Source organism: Plantactinospora sp. WMMB334, assembly GCF_049179095.1.
Taxonomy (GTDB): domain Bacteria; phylum Actinomycetota; class Actinomycetes; order Mycobacteriales; family Micromonosporaceae; genus Plantactinospora.
This window is the reverse complement of sequence record NZ_JBMHME010000002.1, coordinates 7,057,376-7,074,800: the sequence shown is the minus strand read 5'-3', so window position 1 is coordinate 7,074,800 and position 17,425 is coordinate 7,057,376. Positions and strand designations below refer to the sequence as shown.

General features: G+C 73.0%; 19 protein-coding genes. 6 read left to right on the top strand and 13 right to left on the bottom strand.

What is annotated here, in order from left to right; all coding sequences use genetic code 11:
• Position 1: 1 nt before the first annotated feature.
• Positions 2 to 1,213, bottom strand: coding sequence for an ABC transporter substrate-binding protein (locus tag ACN27G_RS30735; RefSeq protein ID WP_421496174.1), 1,212 nt, complete (start codon positions 1,211 to 1,213; stop codon positions 2 to 4).
• A 47-nt stretch (positions 1,214 to 1,260) separates the two neighbouring features.
• Entirely contained in the window at positions 1,261 to 2,190 is a 930-nt protein-coding gene (locus ACN27G_RS30730; protein ID WP_421496173.1) for an alpha/beta hydrolase family protein, read from the bottom strand.
• A gap of 116 nt (positions 2,191 to 2,306) precedes the next feature.
• Here ACN27G_RS30730 and ACN27G_RS30725 point away from each other — a divergent pair, with 116 nt between their 5' ends.
• Positions 2,307 to 2,912 (top strand): bacterial proteasome activator family protein, encoded by a 606-nt coding sequence (locus ACN27G_RS30725; protein ID WP_421496172.1) that lies wholly within the window; start codon positions 2,307 to 2,309, stop codon positions 2,910 to 2,912.
• 98 nt (positions 2,913 to 3,010) lie between these two features.
• Here the strand turns inward: ACN27G_RS30725 and ACN27G_RS30720 are convergent, their stop codons facing one another.
• The 4 genes from ACN27G_RS30720 to ACN27G_RS30705 all read right to left on the bottom strand — a co-directional run bounded on the left by ACN27G_RS30720 (position 3,011) and on the right by ACN27G_RS30705 (position 7,003).
• Positions 3,011 to 3,901, bottom strand: coding sequence for an HAD family hydrolase (locus tag ACN27G_RS30720; RefSeq protein ID WP_421496171.1), 891 nt, complete (start codon positions 3,899 to 3,901; stop codon positions 3,011 to 3,013).
• The gene (locus ACN27G_RS30715) at positions 3,901 to 4,722 is read right to left on the bottom strand and encodes an HAD family hydrolase (protein WP_421496170.1); all 822 of its coding nucleotides are present in this window, start codon (positions 4,720 to 4,722) and stop codon (positions 3,901 to 3,903) included. Before ACN27G_RS30715 ends, ACN27G_RS30720 begins: the two co-directional genes overlap by 1 nt.
• Before the next feature lie 152 nt (positions 4,723 to 4,874).
• Complete coding sequence (gene serS / locus ACN27G_RS30710; RefSeq protein WP_421496169.1) at positions 4,875 to 6,131, bottom strand: serine--tRNA ligase; 1,257 nt, start codon at positions 6,129 to 6,131, stop codon at positions 4,875 to 4,877.
• 50 nt (positions 6,132 to 6,181) lie between these two features.
• Entirely contained in the window at positions 6,182 to 7,003 is an 822-nt protein-coding gene (locus ACN27G_RS30705; RefSeq protein WP_421496168.1) for a hypothetical protein, read from the bottom strand.
• Between the two features lie 174 nt (positions 7,004 to 7,177).
• Between ACN27G_RS30705 and ACN27G_RS30700 the strand changes: the two genes are divergently transcribed.
• The 3 genes from ACN27G_RS30700 to ACN27G_RS30690 all read left to right on the top strand — a co-directional run bounded on the left by ACN27G_RS30700 (position 7,178) and on the right by ACN27G_RS30690 (position 8,912).
• Positions 7,178 to 7,609 (top strand): OsmC family protein, encoded by a 432-nt coding sequence (locus tag ACN27G_RS30700; RefSeq protein ID WP_421496167.1) that lies wholly within the window; start codon positions 7,178 to 7,180, stop codon positions 7,607 to 7,609.
• A gap of 140 nt (positions 7,610 to 7,749) precedes the next feature.
• On the top strand, positions 7,750 to 8,091 hold the full coding sequence (locus ACN27G_RS30695; RefSeq protein ID WP_421497519.1) for a metallopeptidase family protein: 342 nt from the start codon (positions 7,750 to 7,752) through the stop codon (positions 8,089 to 8,091).
• Positions 8,092 to 8,183: 92 nt separating this feature from the next.
• The gene (locus tag ACN27G_RS30690) at positions 8,184 to 8,912 is read left to right on the top strand and encodes an AIM24 family protein (RefSeq protein ID WP_421496166.1); all 729 of its coding nucleotides are present in this window, start codon (positions 8,184 to 8,186) and stop codon (positions 8,910 to 8,912) included.
• Positions 8,913 to 9,048: 136 nt separating this feature from the next.
• Here ACN27G_RS30690 and pheA read toward each other — a convergent pair whose 3' ends face one another.
• The 4 genes from pheA to ACN27G_RS30670 form a co-directional block, all read right to left on the bottom strand.
• Complete coding sequence (pheA, locus tag ACN27G_RS30685) at positions 9,049 to 10,005, bottom strand: prephenate dehydratase (RefSeq protein ID WP_421496165.1); 957 nt, start codon at positions 10,003 to 10,005, stop codon at positions 9,049 to 9,051.
• Between the two features lie 10 nt (positions 10,006 to 10,015).
• A complete protein-coding gene (locus ACN27G_RS30680) occupies positions 10,016 to 10,615 on the bottom strand; it encodes a hypothetical protein (protein WP_421496164.1) in 600 nt (199 codons plus the stop codon).
• A gap of 128 nt (positions 10,616 to 10,743) precedes the next feature.
• A complete protein-coding gene (locus tag ACN27G_RS30675) occupies positions 10,744 to 11,241 on the bottom strand; it encodes a hypothetical protein (RefSeq protein WP_421496163.1) in 498 nt (165 codons plus the stop codon).
• A gap of 179 nt (positions 11,242 to 11,420) precedes the next feature.
• Positions 11,421 to 12,158, bottom strand: coding sequence for a hypothetical protein (locus ACN27G_RS30670; protein WP_421496162.1), 738 nt, complete (start codon positions 12,156 to 12,158; stop codon positions 11,421 to 11,423).
• A 164-nt stretch (positions 12,159 to 12,322) separates the two neighbouring features.
• On the opposite strand from ACN27G_RS30670, the gene ACN27G_RS30665 reads away from it, so the two are divergent.
• Together ACN27G_RS30665 and ACN27G_RS30660 are read left to right on the top strand one after the other, a co-directional pair.
• On the top strand, positions 12,323 to 13,552 hold the full coding sequence (locus ACN27G_RS30665; RefSeq protein WP_421496161.1) for an arginine deiminase: 1,230 nt from the start codon (positions 12,323 to 12,325) through the stop codon (positions 13,550 to 13,552).
• A 204-nt stretch (positions 13,553 to 13,756) separates the two neighbouring features.
• Positions 13,757 to 14,275, top strand: coding sequence for a cupin domain-containing protein (locus ACN27G_RS30660; RefSeq protein ID WP_421496160.1), 519 nt, complete (start codon positions 13,757 to 13,759; stop codon positions 14,273 to 14,275).
• A gap of 89 nt (positions 14,276 to 14,364) precedes the next feature.
• On the opposite strand, the gene ACN27G_RS30655 is transcribed toward ACN27G_RS30660, so the two are convergent.
• The 3 genes from ACN27G_RS30655 to ACN27G_RS30645 form a co-directional block, all read right to left on the bottom strand.
• The gene (locus ACN27G_RS30655; RefSeq protein ID WP_421496159.1) at positions 14,365 to 15,270 is read right to left on the bottom strand and encodes a DUF5926 family protein; all 906 of its coding nucleotides are present in this window, start codon (positions 15,268 to 15,270) and stop codon (positions 14,365 to 14,367) included.
• A gap of 84 nt (positions 15,271 to 15,354) precedes the next feature.
• Positions 15,355 to 15,798 carry an ATP-binding protein gene (locus ACN27G_RS30650; RefSeq protein WP_421496158.1) on the bottom strand — a complete coding sequence of 148 codons (444 nt, stop codon included), beginning with the start codon at positions 15,796 to 15,798 and terminating at the stop codon, positions 15,355 to 15,357.
• 55 nt (positions 15,799 to 15,853) lie between these two features.
• The gene (locus ACN27G_RS30645) at positions 15,854 to 17,314 is read right to left on the bottom strand and encodes an ATP-binding protein (protein ID WP_421496157.1); all 1,461 of its coding nucleotides are present in this window, start codon (positions 17,312 to 17,314) and stop codon (positions 15,854 to 15,856) included.
• Positions 17,315 to 17,425: the final 111 nt, after the last annotated feature.

Genomic DNA, 17,425 nt, shown 5'->3' with positions numbered 1-17,425 from the left:
CTCAGCCGAGTGTCGCCAGCTCGCTGACCAGCACGTTCGACAGCACCTGCCCGTCGAGCTGCACCTCGCGCAGATACCACTTCTGCTGCGGCGTACGCGGCTGGTTGAACTGCCACGGGCCGCGTGGGCTGTCGATCTGTCCGATCCGGCCGAGCGCCAGGTTCAGCTGCAACGGGTTGAGGTTGTCGCCGGCGATCCGGATCCCCTTGTCGAGCACCTGCGCGGCGTCGTAGGAGGCCATCGCGTACGTGGTGGGGGTCGAACCGTGCGCCTTGCGGAACGCGGAGGCGAACCGCCGGTTGGCCGCGTTGTTGAGGTCGGCCGAGTAGTTGAGGGAGGTCACGATGCCATCGGCCTCACGCGTCCTGAGCTGGTCGAGCACCGGCCCCTCGGTCAGGAAGCCTGGCGCGTAGATCGGCTTGCGGTAGCCGGCCAGGCGCAGCTTCTTCAGGAACTCGACCGCCGAGTCACCCGAGAAGAAGCAGTAGATGGCGTCGGGATCGCGGTTGACCAGTTGGGTGATGTGCGAGGCGTAGGCGTTCCGCGCCGGCTTGCCCGGGTAGTACTTCGTCCAGATCACCGGCGCGGCGATCCGCGGGTCGGACTCGCCGAAGCTCTGCCGGAAGCCCTGCACCGAGTCGACGGCGGCGTCGTACTCCGGCGCGACGATCGCCACCTCGCCGCTGGCCGGCACCCGCTCCTTGACGTACGGCGCCAGTGCCCGGCCGGGCTCGTCGTTGATGTACGACGTACGCCAGATGTAGACGACACTCTGCAACGTCGACGGGGAGGAGTTGGAGGCGATCAGCGGGATCTTGGCCTGCTCCACCCCGTCGCGGATGCCGAGCAGCACCGCCGAGTTGACCACCCCGGTGAGCGCCAGCACGTTCTTCTTGACGAGCTGGTCCAGGGCTGCCCCGCCGGACTCGGGTGTCTCCCCCTCGTCGGCGACGACCAGGTCGACCGGGTGTCCGCCGAGGCGCTGGTCGTTCAGGTCGAGATAGAGCTGGAAGCCTCGCAGCATCTCGTCGCCGATCGGCTTGTAGACGCCGGACTGCGCCACGATCATGCCGATCCGCACCGGTTCGTCGCTGATCGGCTCCTCGACCTCGGCGCCGTCCGCCCGGCCACACGCGGCGGCCAGGCCGGTAGCGCCGAACGCGCCGAGTGATCCCAGCAACTTCAGCGCTCGTCTGCGGTCCATCTGCGACACGGATTCCTCCCGGGGGCGGCGTTGGAGATCGCAGCTCCCCCGGGGTTCTACCGGGAAGGCGAAGCCACGTCAATTCCGCCTGACGATCCAGCTGATGATCCAGCTAGCCAATCTAGCTCGGCCAGGACCACGGGCCACGCGCGGGACAGCGGGTCTATCACGGCAAAGTGCTCACACTCCGGCAGCTCGACAAAGCGTAGGTCAACGCCGGGCCCACCGGCCGCTGTCGCCGCGTACCGGCGGCTCTGCTCCACCGGTACCTGCCGGTCCAGGGTCCCGTGCACGATCGAGGTCCGTGTCCCGGGCGGGCCCGAGCGGACCGGGTCGGCGGCCGCGTACCGGTCCGGTACGTCGGCCGGACCGCCACCGAGCAGGGCGGCGACCGCGCCGCCGTCCAGGTCGCGCCGGTGGGCGTCGGCGAGGTCCAGCACCGGGGCGAGGGCGAGCACCCCGCGTACCCGGGCCGGGGCCCGCAGCGCGGCCCAGACCGCGAGGTGACCACCGGCGGAGTGCCCGAGCAGGATCGGCGGGCCCGGGGCCATCCGGCCGGCCGGCAGGGCGGCCTCGGCCAGTGCGGGCAGCGCGGCGAGTCCGGCGGCGACGTCGTCGAGGGTGCCCGGCCACCCCCCGCCCGGCTGCCCGGTCCGGCGGTACTCCAGTTGCACCACCGGATATCCGCGGTCGGCCAGGTCGGCCGCGAGGGGCCCGGTGTGCCGCCGGTCGAACTCGGCCCGCCAGAAGCCGCCGTGCACGACCAGCACCAGGGGCCGGGCCGGACCGGCGGACAGCCCGGGCTGGCGCAGGTCGGCGACGTGCTCGGGGTCGGCGCCGTACCGCAGTTCGGCGTCGGGCGGCGGTGCCGGCCGGTCGAGCACCGCGCGCGGGTCGTGGCTCCGGTGGCCGGCCGGGGCCGGGGCGTCTACGGTGGCCGAGTCGCCCGCCGCATCCGGTCGCACGTCATGGTGGCGCTCGGTCATGGCACCGACCGTACGGCGCGCCGGTGTCGTCTCCACCTACGAGGGGTAGGAGCGGCAGGTGGCGGCCCCGGGTGGGCGCCGAGCGGCCGGTGACTGCGTTGCGGGAAGATGGGGAGATGACCGACGTGCCACGTGCCCAGGAGAACAACGACGACCCGAGCCAGGCGGGCAACCGTGCCGGCGGTGGCACCGTGCTGGTGGTCGGCCCGGACGGGCGTCCGGTCGGCACGGTGCCGACGGACGGCGAGACGCCCGGCGAGGACCCGTCGCGGTTGATCGAGCAGCCGGCGAAGGTGATGCGGATCGGCAGCATGATCAAGCAGCTGCTGGAGGAGGTCAAGGCCGCGCCGCTGGACGACGCCAGCCGGCACCGGCTGCGCGAGATACACCAGCGGTCGATCGTCGAGCTGGAGGACGGGCTCGCCCCGGAGCTGCGGGAGGAGCTGGAGCGGCTCTCCCTGCCGTTCGGCGAGGGCGCGGCGCCGAGCGAGGCCGAGCTGCGGATCGCCCAGGCCCAACTGGTCGGCTGGCTGGAAGGGCTCTTCCACGGCATCCAGGCGGCGCTGGTCGCCCAGCAGATGGCGGCCCGGATGCAGCTGGAACAGATGCGGTCCGGTGGACGCCCGGCCCTGCCGATGGCCCCCGGCGTTCCCCTTCCGGGCATGCCGGGCAGCACCCCCGGGCACCCCGGCGAAGGCCCCGGCCCCGGCCAGTACCTGTAGGCCCCGCCCACCGGTCGAATCGGCCGCCGGCCGTCGGGACACCGGACCGTAAGGCCGCCGGCCGGGACGCCGCCGCCGGCCGTCGGGACACCGGCCGGTCAGGCCGGGGCGGTCCGCCCGCCTGCGCGGACGTCCGGACCGGCTGTGGCGCCCGGCCGGCCGGCCGTCGGGTCCGGTCGGTCGGTGTCGAGCAGCCGTTCCAGGTACGCCGCGACGCCGTCCTCCTCGTTGCCCGCCGTGACCTCGTCGGCGATCTCCAGTACGGCCCGGTGGGCGTTGGCCACCGCCACCGACCGGCCGGCCCAGGTGAGCATCGGCACGTCGTTCGGCATGTCCCCGAAGGCGACCACGTCGGCCGGGTCCACCCCGTGCCTGGCGCAGTGCCAGGCCAGCCCGGCCGCCTTGGTCACCCCGCCCGCCGAGATCTCGATCAGCCCGCTGTACGACGAGTGGGTCGCCTCGGCGAGTCCGGCCAGCGCCCCGGCCACCACCTCCACGAAGGCGTCCGGATCCTGGCCGGCGGCCCGGGCGAGCAGCTTCACCGCCGGGACCGCGTGCAGGTCCGTGGCGGTCTCCAGGCTCCGGATGTTGGGGTAGCCGTGCTCCCAGTTCAGCGGATAGGCCAGCTCGTGCCGGAACTCCCGGCTGTCGGTGATCTCCACCGCGAAGCTCACCTCCGGCACCTCGGCCCGGAGCCGCTGGACCACCTCGGCGAGGAGTTCGGGAGCGAGTGGGTCGGCCCGGAGCACCTGGTCGGCGACCGGGTCGTACACCACCGCGCCGTTGGCGCAGATCGTCGGCAGCGGCTCGGTGAGCTGCTCGTAGACGTGCTGGAGCCAGCGGATCGGCCGGCCGGTGACCAGGACGACGTCCGCGCCCTCGGCGGAGATCCGCGCCAGCGCCTCGACCGTACGCGGGCTGATCGTCTTGTCGGCGCGCAGCAGCGTGCCGTCGAGATCCGTGGCCACCAGCCGGGGTAGTCGTCCCATCAACGCGAGAGTAGTCGATCGAGGTAGACCGCCACCCCGTCGTCGTCGTTGCGCAGCGTCACCTCGTCGGCAACCCGGCGTACGGTCGGGTGGGCGTTGGAGACCGCCACCCGGCCCCAGCCCGCCCACTCGAACATCGGCAGGTCGTTGGGCATGTCCCCGAAGACCAGCACCTCGGCCGGGTCGACGCCGAGCGTCTGGGCCACCACGGCGAGCCCGCTCGCCTTGTCCACACCCGGCGGGCAGATCTCGATGAAACCGAGGCCGGCCTGGGTGATCGACGCCTGCCCCGCCGGCACGATCCGGCGGGCCGTGTCGAGCAGCGTGTCCACGTCGTGGTCGGGCGTCCGGGCGAACGCCTTGATGACGTCGCCGGTCAGGCAGTCGAGCCGGGGCCGTGCCTCGAACCGGTCCTGGTAGGGCCAGGTGGCGTCGAAGTCACCCCAGAGCGGGGCACCGGGTGCGTCCAGCGCCTCCACCATCACGGTCAGCGGCCCGACCTCGGCCTCCAGGGCGTGCAGCAGGTCGGCGAGGGTCGTACCGGGCAGCCGCTCGTCCCGGAGGATCATCGGGCCGGCCGGGTCGGTCTGGTCGACCACCCGGCCACCGCCCGCCATCACCAGGAAGTCGGCGGCCCGGATGTCGTTGCGGGTGAGCTCGGCGAGCCGCGGCCCGCGCCCGGTGGCGCCGACCACCGGGATGCCGGCGGCCCGGACCCGGTCCAGCACCTCGTGGGTGTACGCGGAGACGGTCTCGTCGGTGCGCACCAGCGTGCCGTCGAGGTCGGTGGCGATCAGCTTCGGCAACCCGGGTCGGGGCATGGCTCCTCCTCCACCCCGCGACCCGCCGGGCTGGTCAACCGCTGGACCCTGCTGTTGCCGGGGTCTGCCGGCGGTGACGGGGCAGCAACCGTATCTCACCTACCGCGGTCGCTCCATGACTTTTGTGTGAATGCTCTTCGCCGTCAGGGAGATCACTTCGGTTCGAGCACGTCCCGGCCGCCGACGTACGGCTGGAGGGCCTTGGGGACCCGTACCGAGCCGTCCGGTTGCTGGTGGTTCTCCAGGATCGGCACCAGCCAGCGGGTGGTGGCCAGGGTGCCGTTCAGGGTGGCCGCCGCCTGCGGCCTGCCCTGTTCGTCCCGGTATCGCACGTTCAGTCGCCGTGCCTGGAAGGTGGTGCAGTTGGAGGTCGAGGTGACCTCCCGGTAGCGGCCCTGCGACGGCACCCACGCCTCGCAGTCGTACTTGCGGGCCGCGCTGCTGCCCAGGTCGCCGGCTGCCACGTCGATCACCCGGTAGGGGAGCTCGACCTTGGCCAGCATCTCCTCCTCCCAGCCCAGCAGCCGGAGGTGCTCGGCGTGCGCCTCCTCCGGGCGGCAGTAGGAGAACATCTCGACCTTGTCGAACTGGTGCACCCGGATGATGCCCCGGGTGTCCCGGCCGTACGACCCGGCCTCCCGGCGGTAGCAGGACGACCAGCCGGCGTACCGGACCGGTCCGGCCAGGTCCAGGATCTCCCCCGAGTGGTAGGCGGCCAGCGGCACCTCGCTGGTGCCGACCAGGAAGAGGTCGTCGGCCTCCAGCCGATAGACCTCGCTGGCGTGCGCGCCGAGGAAACCGGTGCCCTCCATCGCCTCCGGCTTGACCAGCGACGGGGTGATGGTCGGGACGAAGCCGTGCTCGACGGCCTGGGCGACGGCGAGTTGCAGCAGGCCGAGCTGGAGCAGTGCGCCGACCCCGGTCAGGTAGTAGAACCTGCTGCCGGAGGTCTTCGCGCCGCGCTCGACGTCGATCGCCCGCAGCGCCTCGCCCAGCTCCAGGTGGTCGCGCGGGTTCTCGATCGCGGGCCGGGCGCCGACCTCGCGGAGCACCACGAAGTCGTCCTCGCCGCCGGGCGGGGCACCCTGCTCGACCACGTTCGGGATCGCGTACTGCGCCCGGCGCAGCGCCGCCTCGGCCGCGCCGACCGCCGCCTCGGCCGCCTTCACCTCGGCGGAGAGCTCCTTGGTCCGGGCGAGCAGACCGGCCTTCTCCGCCGGGTCGGCCTTCGGCATCCGCTTGCCGAGCTGCTTCTGCTCGGCCCGCAGCGCCTCGAAGCGCCCGACCGCCGCCCGCCGCTCCTCGTCGGCCCGGAGCAGGTCGTCGACCACGGACTCGGACTCGCCGCGGGCACGCTGGCTGGCACGGACGGTATCCGGATCGTCGCGGAGCAGACGCAGGTCAATCACGGGAACCGAGCCTACCGGTGCGCACCCGGGCGGGTGTATCGAGATACGGCTCAGCGGGTGAAGGGCTTGGTGGGGGTCACGGTCAGGTCGATCGGCGGCGGCAGGCCGTCGTCGCCCTCGGGCCGCTGCGCCGCGCGGGCCGCCCGGGGGCGCCGCCACGGCCAGTCGGACTCCTCCGGCGCCGCCGGCCCGACCGACACCTCCGGCCCGACGTCCGGTGCGGCGTCGGCGGCGGGCCGCCGGACGAAGCGGCCGGCGAGCAGCAGGGCGAGCCCGAGCGCGCCGGTGCCGGCGTACGCCAGGACGAGGCCCTGGCCGTACTCGATGGTCATCCCCTCCAACTCGCCGTACACCTGCCACCGGTCGCCGAGGGTGTCCAGCGTGCCGGTGGTGGCGAGCAGCACGCCGAGGGTCACGCCGGCTCCGGCCAGGCCGGCGACCCGCGCGTCGTGGCGTACGCCGGGCGAGCCGAAGAAGACCAGCGCCAGGCAGCCGACCATCCCGAAGACCCCGACCAGGTACGCCGTGCCGAACGCCGACATGTCCGCCACGCCGCTGCCCAGCGTGATGGGAGTCTCGGACGGGACGTTCTCGGCCGGCATGGTGGTGACCGCCCAGTCCCCGAGCAGGGAGGCGAAGAGCGCCACCGCGCCGACGGCGCCGACCACCGGCACCAGGCGGGCGTCCCGGCCGAGCCGGGAGAGCAGCGCTCCGCCCCGCCGGCCGGTACGGGCACGCCCGCCGCCCCACGAGACGACGCTGGCACCCTCCGGTGTGGTCTCTCCGCCGTTGCCGTGACCCGCCGCGCGAGGCGCTCCGTCCTGGCGGGGGACGGATCCGTCCTGCCGGGGGATGGAGACGTCGTCGGGCATCGTTGATCCCTTCCACGGCGGGCTCCTGGGTCGATGATGGCACAGCGCCCATGATCGGTCCTGTCGTCGGGCGCCACCGGCGCCGGCCGCTGTCCGCCTCCCCCGGCGGGGTCGTCGCGGCCACCCGGGCGGGGGTCGTCGCGCCACCGGTGGCTTTCGGCTAGCGTCGTCACCATGCCTATCCGCACCGCATCCGCCCGCTGGCAGGGCAATCTCACCGAAGGTTCCGGCAACATCCGCACCGGCAAGGGCGGGTTGCAGGGGAACTACTCGTTCAAGTCCCGCTTCGAGGAGGGCGAGGGCACCAACCCGGAGGAGCTGATCGGGGCGGCGCACGCCGGCTGCTTCTCGATGGCCTTCTCCAAGGCACTCGCCGACGCCGGTTTCACGCCGGCCGCGGTCGAGACCACCGCGTCGGTGCACCTCGACAAGACCGACGCCGGCATGACGGTGACCCGGATCGACCTCGACACGGTCGGCGACGTACCGGGGATCGACGAGGCCGAGTTCCACAAGCTGGCCGAGGCCGCCAAGGCGAACTGCCCGATCTCCCGGCTGCTCTCGCCGGGGGCCGAGATCTCGCTGAACGCCCGCCTCTCCGCCTGATCCGGGCGGAGTCTCCCACCTTCCGCCGGTCGCGGTGGTCACGGCGACTCCCGGTACGCCACCGGCCCTGACCACCGCGGTCCCGGCGGGGCGGTGGCGCGCCGCGTCCGGTGCGGCACAATTGGGCGGTGCCGGTCGAGATGAGCCGCGAGCGCTTCGAGGAGTTGGTCGCCGAGGCCCTCGACGAGGTGCCGGAGGAACTGCTCAACCTGATGAGCAACGTGGTCATCCTGGTCGAGGACGAGTCGCCGGAGGACGGTCCCGAGCTGCTCGGCCTCTACGAGGGTCACGCGCTGACCAGTCGCGGCTGGGACTACGCCGGGGTGCTGCCCGACCGGATCCTCATCTACCGTCGGCCGATCCTGCGGATCTGCGACACCGAGGACGACGTCGTCGACGAGATCGCGGTCACGGTCGTGCACGAGATCGCCCACCACTTCGGCATCGACGACGACCGGCTGCACGACCTCGGCTGGGGCTGACCTGGCCCGGTCACGGCCTGACCCGGCCCGATCACGGCCTGACCTGTTGCGGAGGTTGCCTACCCTCGGTCCTCCACCCTCAGGAGGAAGTTATGCGCAGCGCGCTGTTTTCGGCAGAGAACCTGGAGAAGGAGTCCCACCAGCCCGGCATGCGGCTGCAGAACTCCAAGATGCTGAAGATCGAACTCAACGGCGAGGCGATGGCCCGGGTCGGCTCCATGGTCGCGTACCAGGGGCAGGTGCAGTTCCAGGCGCTCGGCTCGGGCGGGCTCGGCAAGTTTCTCAAGCAGAAGCTGACCGGCGAGGGCGTCCCGCTGATGAAGGTCAGCGGTCGGGGTGACGTCTTTCTCGCCGACTACGCCGCCGACGTGCATCTCATCGACCTGGAGCCGGGCGACGCGCTCTCGATCAACGGCTCCAGCGTGCTCGCCTTCGACTCCACCCTCAACTACGACATCAAGATGGTCGGCGGCGCCGGGATGATGTCCTCGTCCGGCCTCTTCAACTGCGTCTTCTCCGGCTACGGCCGGATCGCGATCACCACCAAGGGGACCCCGGTGGTGCTCAACGTCGACGCGCCGACCTACGTCGACCCGCAGGCCGCGGTCGCCTGGTCGGCGAGCCTGCAGACCGGCTACCACCGGGCCGAGCAGCTCGGCCTCGGCACCCTGCTCGGCCGGCGCACCGGTGAGGCGTTCACGATGAGCTTCGCCGGCCAGGGCTTCGTGATCGTGCAGCCGTCGGAGGAGCCGCCGATCCAGGGCGCGGGCCGCCAGGAGCAGAGCGGCGGAGGCGGACTGCTCAACCAACTGCTGGACTGAGCTGAGACGACCGGGGCCGGAGGCGTCGTGGGGGCGCCCCCGGCCCCCGCGTCTGAAGGCTCCGGTTCAGAACCAGCCGTACCGGCCTCCCGGCCGGTCCGCGACGACCGGCGTGACGCCCCTCGTGGCCGGGAGATCAGGAGAGTTCGCCGGAGCGGAGCCGAGCCAGCCAGGCGGCGGCGTCGGCGTAGTCGACGTCGGAGAGCCCGGCCGGCGCCGGGACCGGCCGTTCGGCCGCCGCCGTGCTGCTGCGGTGCCTCGGGTACGACCCCAGGAAGCGCACGTCGGCGCAGATCCTGCGCAGTCCCTGGAGCGCCTCACCGACCCGGTCGTCGGCGACGTGCCCGGTGCAGTCGAGGAAGAAGGCGTACCGGCCGAGCGCCTCGCCGGTGGGGCGCGACTCGATGCGGGTCAGGTTGACCCCGCGTACCGCCAACTCCATCAGCACGGCGAGCAGCGCGCCGACCCGGTCGTGCGCGATGTAGACGGCGAGCGAGGTCAGGTCGTCGCCGGTCCGGGGCGGCGGCGGACCCGGCCGGCCGAGCAGCACGAACCGGGTCACCGCGTCGTCGTGGTCGGCGATCTTGTCCGCCAGTACGGCCAGCCGCTGCCGGCCGGCGCTGATCGGCGCGCAGACCGCCGCGTCCTGCTGCCCCTGGGCGGCGGCCGCCGCCGCGGCGGCGTTGGAGAGCACGTCCACCACGGCCGCGTCGGGCAGGTGGTCACGGAGCCAGCCCCGGCACTGGGTCGACGCCTGCGGATGGGCGGCCACGGTCCGCACCTCGGCGATGCTCCGGCCCGGTGCGGCGGCGAGCACGAACTCGACCGGCAGCACCACCTCGCGCGTGATCACCAGAGGGTCGCCGTCGACCATCTCGTCCAGGGTCACCGCCACGACGCCGCCGATGGAATTCTCCAGGGGCACCAGCGCGGCATCGGCGTCACCGGCCCGGACCGCGTCCAGCGCCTCCGGCACGCTGCGGACCGGGGTACGCGTGCCGCGCTCGGCGGCGGGGATGGTCCGCAACGCCTGCTCGGCGAAGGTCCCCTCGGGCCCCAGGTAGACGAAGCGGGTCGGCGGCGTTCCGGGCATACCGTACATCCTACAAACCGGTGACCGGCGGAGGTGCGTCACACGCCCTCGACCGGAGCGCGGGCGGTGCCTCGGTACGGACCGGGATGTTGCAGACGTCGGTGCCGGCGGTGACCAGACGGAGGTTGCCGGGCCGGCCCCTGGTCACCGCCTGCAACGGCTCCCGGCCGGCCACCGTCACGACGCTGTACTGCCAGTCCTCGACGCAGAGCGGCCCGGTCTGGAAGGTGACCCGGCCGGAGCGGGGCAGGTTCGCGGAGCGGCGGAGCAGCGCGGTCACCTGGTCCTGGCTCGGCCGGCCCCCCGGGCAGGCGACCAGCGCGGTGGGGCTCGGCGTCGGCGACGGCGGCAGCGTCGGGACGGACGAGGGCGGCCCGCTTGCGGTGGCCGTCGGGGTGGGTGCCGCCCGGGTGGGGGTGGCCGGCGGCTCCTCGAGCTCGGGCGGCACCCCGCAGGCCGTCACGGCGAGGCAGCCGGCCAGGGCCAGGCAGCCGAGCAGGGCGCCGACGGCGTGGGAACCGCCGACGGCGTGGGAACCGCCGACGGCGTGGGAACCGCCGACGGCGTGGGAACCGCCGGTGGCGGGGAGGAAAGACGGAAGACGGAGCACGGCCGGATCCTCGGGCATAGACGGCTGCCGTGGCTGGTGCGGCGGATGGCCCGCCCATGGTAGGGCGTCGGGGTGATCGACCACGCTTCAGGTCGGGAAGCCCGGCACACCTCGGCGCCGGAGGCCCGTCACACCTCGGAGAAGAAGGTGAGTGAACCGGCGACCAGGCCGTCGGTGAGGACGGGGGTCGAGATCGCGTCGACGGTGGCGTCAGCCTGGTCGTCGTCGGCGGGGCAGCGCACCCGGAGCAGCCCTCGGGCCAGCCGACCCGAGTGCAGGGCGAGCAGCGGCGGGATCCTCTCGACGTCCTGCTCGGTCAGGTCGCCCCGTGCGGCGGTGAAGTCGAGCAGCCGCAGGTCGCTGCCGAGCAGCGGCCGGCCCAGCACACTGATCGGGCTGCCGAGGCCGAGCAGTTGGCAGCCGGAGGACGAAACTGCCGAGATCACGGTGTCCCGGTCGATCAGCAGGCACGGCTCGGCGGCCGTCGACACGGTCTCGGACCAGCGGGTGAAACCGTCGACACCACCGGAGCCGTCGGCGTTGTCGAAACCGGTCGGCCCGGGTTGCAGCGACGAGGCCCCCGGCGTCGGAAACGCCTCCGAGATCGAGAGTTCGACGTGGGCCACCGCGCCTCCTATATGCCGCACCGCACGCCCCACGCTAGCCGGTGGACGCGGGGAGCCGCGACTCCCGTGATCCACCGGCCGGTCGGGGCCGTCCCGCAGCCCCCCGCCCCCGGTGACCCGTCCGCCACGCCCCCGGGCGGCGGTCGGGCGCCGCCCGACGGGTGGCGTCGGCGGGAACGCTACCGGCGTCCGGCGGGCTTGTCAGCCGCCGTTCGGCCCTCCTCGTACCACCGGTAGTCCGCCGCCGAGCGGTACGGCGCGTTCAACCAGGTGGCGGGGGACTGGGCGACCCGGGACAGCTTCTCCGCAGTGGCGGCGCTGATCCGGTTGCCACCCGCGACGAGCAGCCGGTCGAGCTCCCGGTGGGTCGCCACCAGGCACTCCTTGGGCAGTCCGTAGACGCTGATCACGCCGGAGCCGACGAAGGTCAGCACCGGCGTGACCGGGATCGTCAGGCCGACGGCGTTGGAGAGCGCCTTGGCGGCCCGCTTCGCGTCCCGGCGCGCGTCCGACACGTACGTCGGGCGCTTGCCGTTGATCTGCACGACATCCCCGGCGATCAGGACCCGGGACCGGCCGTGGTCGGCCACGGTGACCGCGAAGAGGCCGCTGGGGCCGATCGCGAGGAAGCCGGCGCGTTCGTCCCGGGACCGGTCGTCCAGGTCGAGCAGGCTGGACTGGGTCAACTCGGTGCGCGGCCACTCGACCACGTGCCACGACGGGCCGAGATGGTCGAGCCGGCTCAACGCGCGCGCTCCGGCCGCCTCGATCCGGCGGGCGCCCCGCTCGGCGCGACGCCGACGGGCCCACTCCATCGGGGTGGGACGGACGGCGTCCAGGGTGGGGGGTTGGTTGACCGGTGCGGGTGGCAGGGCCCGGGCGGACGGAACCGCTGAGCGTGCAGAGAAGACAGTCATCGTGACCTCCGGCAAAAGGTCCCTCGAAGTTATCTCCTCACTACGGTACGTGGCCAGACCCGGGGGGCGGCAAGTTGAAGCGCCGGAGTGAGTACGGATGAATGCCCCATTCATCCGAAGCCCTTTTTCCCGGATGGTGCCAACTCCTGGCCTACGCTGCTCTGATGAGCCATTTCGTGGACAGCGAGGTCGGCCGTCTCGGCACTGTGCTTCTGCATCGTCCCGGACCTGAACTCGCCCGACTCACGCCCCGGAACAACGGCTCGCTGCTCTTCGACGCGATCCCGTGGGTCGGGCGGGCGCAGGAGGAACACGACGCCTTCGCCGCCGCGCTGACCGAGCGCGGCGTCGAAGTGCTCTACATCGGAACCCTACTCGCCGAGACGCTGGCCGTCGCCGACGCGCGGGCCGAACTGACCGAACGGGTCCTCGACGACGCCCGACTCGGCGACACGCTGCGGCGGCGGGTCGCCGAGCACCTCTCGTACCTCGATCCGGCCGCCCTGGCCGGGGTGCTGATCGCCGGCCTCGCCCACGAGGAGCTGCGGCTCGGCGGGCGCGGTGGCGGCCTGGTCTACCGGCTTATGGACCGGCTCGACTTCGTGATCGACCCGCTGCCGAACCTGCTCTTCACCCGCGACTCGTCCACCTGGATCGGCGACCACGCCGCCGTGACCAGCCTCGCCATGCCGGCCCGCGGCCGGGAGACGAGCCTGACCGACGCGATCTACCGGCACCATCCCCGGTTCGCCGGTACGCCCTTCGTCTACGGTCCGGGGCTGGAGCATCTGGAGGGCGGAGACGTGCTGCTGCTCGCCCCCGGGGTGCTGGCCGTCGGGGTCGGCGAGCGCACCACACCGGCCGGGGCGGAGCGACTGGCCCGCCGGGTCTTCGACGCGGGGTTGGCCCACACGATCCTGGTGGTGCCGATCGCCCAGGAACGCGCCACGATGCACCTGGACACCGTCTGCACGATGGTCGACGTCGACGCGGTACTGATGTATCCGAACATCGCGCACACGCTCTCGGCGTACACGGTGGTGGCCGGCGACGACGGCGGGATCCAGCTCGACGGGCCGGCGCCGTTCCTGCGCGCGGCGGCGGACGCGATGGACCTCGACACCCTGCGGGTGATCGACACCGGTCTCGATCCGGTGACCGCCGAACGCGAACAGTGGGACGACGGCAACAACACCCTGGCGCTCGCGCCCCGGCTCTGCGTCGCCTACGAGCGGAACGTCGAGACCAACGCGCAGCTCGAACGGGCCGGCATCGAGGTGCTCCGGATCGCCGGCTCCGAACTCGGTTCGGGCCGGGGCGGTCCGCGCTGCATGTCCTGTCCGCTCGTCCGCGAGCCGCTGCGTCCGGCGGCCGGGAACCCACCGTCGGTGTGACGGCACGAACCCGTCCCGGCCGCCGCTCCGCGGCGGGCCAGTGCGAGCCGGAATCATCAACATGGTGCTGACGGGTCGCGGCGGCCCCGATCGCCCAGGCGGCGGCGAGCGCGGTCCCGCGGTTGCCGTACCCCTGGATGGGTATCCGTGCGGACACGGACGAACCGCTCAGTTGTCGCCCGACCTGACCGAAGGGGATTGCAGATGTCGATCTCAGCCGTGCCACCCGACGACCCGGCACGCGAACTCCTGCACGTGCGCCCCGGCGACTCCGACCTCGTGCACCTGGCGATAGCCGGCGGCATCTACACGGTGCTGGTGGGCGGGGACCAGACCGCCGGCCGCTACTGCCTGATCGAGATGCGGGTGCCGCCGGGCGGCGGCCCACCGCCGCACCGGCACGACTTCGAGGAGATGTTCACCGTGCTCGACGGCGCGGTGGAGTTCACGTTCCGTGGGGAGAAGGTCGTCGCGCGGGCCGGCGAGACGGTGAACATACCGGCCAACGCACCGCACTTCTTCCGCAACAGCTTCGACCGGCCGGCCCGCCTGCTCTGCATGTGCACCCCGGCCGGCCAGGACGAGTACTTCCGCCAGGTCGGTGACCGGGTCGACGCCCCCGACGCCGCGCCACCACCGCTCAGCGCAGAGGAACAGGACGAGCGCCGCCAGCGCGCGGCTCGGCTGGCCCCCGACTACCGCACGGACCTGATCACCTCGTGAACTCCTGACCAGCCCGACTGACTCTGTCAGATCTTGACGACTTGTTGCTGTCCCAGCCGCAACAAGTCGTCAAGATCCGGTGCACCCGTCTAGCGCAGCGTGAGCTGGCGGCCGAGCAGCCCCTGCTTCGCCCGGCGCCCGGCGGCGTCCAGCGGGGCCGGGTCGGCGAGGGCGGCGGCGTACCGCTTCGCGAAGTCGGCGAGCGGGGCCTCCCAGGACTCCGGCGCGGCGTCCCGGGGCAGGTCCCAGACGGGTACGAGCCGGCCGTGCGCCCGGAACATGCCGGCGAATTTCGTCTCCGCGCCGAGTGTCAGCTCGCCGGCCGCGCTCAGCCGGGAGAGAGTGTCCAGTGCGGCGTCCTCGTCGTCGGGGAGCACCCACCGGACGTGGCTCTTGTCGCTGACCCGGCACCAGTACGCGGCCGGTGCGGCCGAGAGCCGGACCGTCGGATAGATCGAGGCGTTGGCGCGTTCGAGGGATGCCTTGACGTTCGGGTCCTCGTCGGCCCCCGGGTCGAGCCAGAACTCGAAACCCTCGTGCATGGTGATGTCGAGCGGGCCGTCGACCAGGACGTCCGGCAGCCGGGGACCCTCGCCGGGCAGCGCCGGCACCGAGACCGTGCCACCCGGCTCGGTCCGCAGTGCGCAGAGCAGCGCCTCGGCCAGGTCCCGGGAGACGTCGCCGGACTGCACGTGCCGTTGCAGACCGATCATGATCCGCCCGTCCGGCTTGGTGATCGCCGGGGTGGCCATCGGCAGCACGGTGGCCAGGGTGACGGGCCGGTCGCCGTACTCCTCAACCAGGCCGGGGGTGAGGGTGAGCGGGGCGGAGGCCGCCGGCACCAGCTCGCGGAGCGCGATCCACTCCGGCTCGTCGGTCAACCCCTCGAAGGGACGCGGGACGAAGACGTCCCGGATCTTCTGCCGCTTCTCGGCCCGGCCCGCACCGCTGGCGTCCGCCACCCCGGACCGGGAACTCTTTCGACGCTTACCCACGACGAGACAGCCTAGGCCCAACCGGCCGGACGCGGGGGACCGGTCGCGGCCACCGGCGGGTCAGCCTGCTCGGGGGCGGTGGCGTCACCGGACGGCGGCGAGCCGCTGGCCGACCGGGTGGGCCAGACGGGCCCAGACGCTCTGGCCGAGCCCGTCGCGTTCCACGCCCCACTCGGTGGCGAGCGCGGCCACCAGGTGCAGCCCGCGACCGTCCGTCGCGTCCGGCCCCGCCTGCCGGACCCGGGGCGGGCCGACGGCGCCGCCGTCGGTCACCCGGATCTCGATCGAGTTGACGCTCGGGCCGGCACGCAGCAGCCAGGTCAGCCGGATCATGCCGCCGGGCAGCGGCTCCGCGTGGCGTACGGCGTTGCCGAGCAGCTCGGCCGCGACCATCTCGGCGTCGGCGACGAGTGCCCGCGGGACGGTGCCGTCGAGTTCGGCGCCGAGGCGGTGCCGGGCGGTACGGGCACCCTGGGCGTGCTGCGGCACCAGCAGGCACCATGATCGCTCGGTCGAGATGCGCGACAATCCAGGTGCCTCCTCGGCGGACCACCGGGGCGGGGCGCCACCGGGCGACCTCGGTTCAGCCTCGGGGCAGCCGCACCTCTGCGACCGTACCGCCGCCGTCGCGTGGGCGCAGTGAAACCCAGCCATTCTGTCGCTCGACGATCCGGCGTACGAGGTAGAGCCCCAGGCCGGCGCCGGGATAGCGACGCCGGTCGCCGGTCTCGCCCTGCCAGAACCGTTCGAAGGCCCGCTCCACATGCTCCGGACGTACCCCGATTCCTCGATCGCTCACCCGGAACGCCACCGTACGCCGGTCGGCCTCGGCGCTCAGCAGCACCGGCGACCCTTCCGGAGAGTACTTGCCGGCGTTGGTGGTGAGCTCCGTCAACACGGTGGCCATGCTGGCCCGGTCGCCGAGCGCCTTCGGCAGGTGCTCCGGAAGCCGGATGACCAGCCGGTAACGCACTTCGGCCGGGAGGTCGTCGGCGGCGGCCCGCAACGTGTCGACCAGGTCGAAGGGGACCGGCGGGGAACCGCCGACCGGGCCGGCGTCGTTGGTGGTGGCGAGCAGCCGGTCCACCAGCCGGGCCAGTTCACCGGCCCGCTGGCCGATCACCCCGGCCGCCTGCCGCCGCTCCGGGTCGGAGAGCGAGTCCCAGTGCGTGCCGAGCGTGTCGGCGTACCCCTTGATGACCGTGACCGGGGTACGGAGTTCGTGGCTGGTGACCGCGACGAAGAGATCCCGGTCGTGGTCGCGGATGTGCTGGTCGCTGCTGTCGCGGAAGATCACCACGCGGGCCGCCGCCGTGCCGGGCAGCTCGCCGGAGCTGACCTTGAGCCAGCGGCCGTCCGGGAGCCGGTGGTCGACCACCTGGCCCGGCGGCGGCACCGGAAACGGCAGCGGCCGGTCGAGGAGGTCGGCCGAGCGCAGCCCGGTGACCCGCTCGGCGGCCGGGTTCCAGAGCTGGACGGTGCCGTCCCGGCTGACCACCGCCAGGCCGTCGGCGAGCGCCGCGACCGCCGTACCGTCGCCGTGCACCGGCAGGCCGGCCTGGTCGCCGTACATGTGTGCGGCGGTGGCGGCCAGGAAGCCGAGCACCGACCGGTGTTCGGGGTCGTCGGGTCGCTCGGCGTCCGGGTAGATCGCGTACACGTTGCCGATCGTGAGCCCGCCGATCTCGACCCGGGCGGCGAGCAGGTGCCGCAGGCCGCGCCCGTCCAGCTCCTCGGCGAGGTCCGGGGGGAGGACGTCGACGCTCATCGCCCGGACCCCCGGGCCGCAGAGCCGGTCGTCGGACGGCTGGTCGAGGATCGGGATCGGCAGGCCGACCGCCCAGGCCAGCTCGCCGTGGGCGGCGACCACCCGGCCTCCGTTCGGCCCGAACTCGACGAACGACATCCCGGGTACGTCGAGCGCCTCGGCGCCGACCAGCAGCAGGCGGTTGAGGACCGGAAGACCCACCTCGCCCGCGTTGAGCATCTCCAGCACGCTGGCGTGGCCGGCGACGAGGCGGGGGTAATCGGGGCGTACCGGCATGCCCCGAGTCTGCCTTCTCGGCGTCTGTTTCGGCAGTCCCCCGGGTTCACGCTCCGCGTTCCCGGACGGGGGTAGCTAGCTGCTGTGCGTGTCGTGCATCTTTGGCGCCCT

Excerpts from the sequence above, each read along its gene's own strand:
- ACN27G_RS30660 (WP_421496160.1), top strand. The coding sequence starts at position 13,757 with ATGTCGATCTCAGCCGTGCCACCCGACGACCCGGCACGCGAACTCCTG.
- ACN27G_RS30720 (WP_421496171.1), bottom strand. The coding sequence starts at position 3,901 with ATGGGACGACTACCCCGGCTGGTGGCCACGGATCTCGACGGCACGCTG.
- ACN27G_RS30695 (WP_421497519.1), top strand. The coding sequence starts at position 7,750 with ATGAGCCGCGAGCGCTTCGAGGAGTTGGTCGCCGAGGCCCTCGACGAG.
- ACN27G_RS30665 (WP_421496161.1), top strand. The coding sequence starts at position 12,323 with ATGAGCCATTTCGTGGACAGCGAGGTCGGCCGTCTCGGCACTGTGCTT.
- ACN27G_RS30705 (WP_421496168.1), bottom strand. The coding sequence starts at position 7,003 with ATGCCCGACGACGTCTCCATCCCCCGGCAGGACGGATCCGTCCCCCGC.
- ACN27G_RS30645 (WP_421496157.1), bottom strand. The coding sequence starts at position 17,314 with ATGCCGGTACGCCCCGATTACCCCCGCCTCGTCGCCGGCCACGCCAGC.
- ACN27G_RS30725 (WP_421496172.1), top strand. The coding sequence starts at position 2,307 with ATGACCGACGTGCCACGTGCCCAGGAGAACAACGACGACCCGAGCCAG.
- ACN27G_RS30730 (WP_421496173.1), bottom strand. The coding sequence starts at position 2,190 with ATGACCGAGCGCCACCATGACGTGCGACCGGATGCGGCGGGCGACTCG.
- ACN27G_RS30670 (WP_421496162.1), bottom strand. The coding sequence starts at position 12,158 with ATGACTGTCTTCTCTGCACGCTCAGCGGTTCCGTCCGCCCGGGCCCTG.
- ACN27G_RS30700 (WP_421496167.1), top strand. The coding sequence starts at position 7,178 with ATGCCTATCCGCACCGCATCCGCCCGCTGGCAGGGCAATCTCACCGAA.
- ACN27G_RS30715 (WP_421496170.1), bottom strand. The coding sequence starts at position 4,722 with ATGCCCCGACCCGGGTTGCCGAAGCTGATCGCCACCGACCTCGACGGC.
- ACN27G_RS30690 (WP_421496166.1), top strand. The coding sequence starts at position 8,184 with ATGCGCAGCGCGCTGTTTTCGGCAGAGAACCTGGAGAAGGAGTCCCAC.
- pheA (WP_421496165.1), bottom strand. The coding sequence starts at position 10,005 with ATGCCCGGAACGCCGCCGACCCGCTTCGTCTACCTGGGGCCCGAGGGG.